The sequence below is a fragment of the Deinococcus alpinitundrae genome, from assembly GCF_009982895.1.
Classification (GTDB): domain Bacteria; phylum Deinococcota; class Deinococci; order Deinococcales; family Deinococcaceae; genus Deinococcus; species Deinococcus alpinitundrae.
In genome coordinates this window covers 1-346 of the sequence record NZ_WXZL01000150.1, presented here as the reverse complement: position 1 = coordinate 346, position 346 = coordinate 1, and the positions used below count along the sequence as shown (strand labels likewise).

1 protein-coding gene is annotated in these 346 nt (G+C 61.8%); it reads left to right on the top strand.

Annotated features, from left to right (window positions below):
* On the top strand, positions 1-346 hold a 346-nt coding region (locus tag GUI70_RS22820), incomplete at both ends, for a PAS domain S-box protein (RefSeq protein WP_161884537.1).

Sequence of the window (346 nt, the reverse complement as noted above, 5' to 3'; positions counted from 1 at the left end):
ACCCCGTTTGATCTCAACGTCTGGGTCGACCCGCTCGAACTTGAAGATGTGGGACGAACGCTCCAGAAAGAAGGGAAAGTGCTCAGCCGCGAGGTGCAGTTCTACCGAAAGTCCGGCGCGGTGTCCGACTCGCTCGTGTCGATCGTTCCGGTGATGATTGGTGGAGAAGCCTGTACGGTGACGCTGCTGCGTGACATCACCTCGGAGAAGCAGGCCCAGCGGGTCCTGGCAGAAAGCGAGGCGCGCTACCGCCAGATCGCGACCCAGCTGCAACGGACGCTGGACCTGTCCCTCGACCTGATCAACTCGATCGACGCCGAGGGGAGATTCGTCACGATGAGCGCGG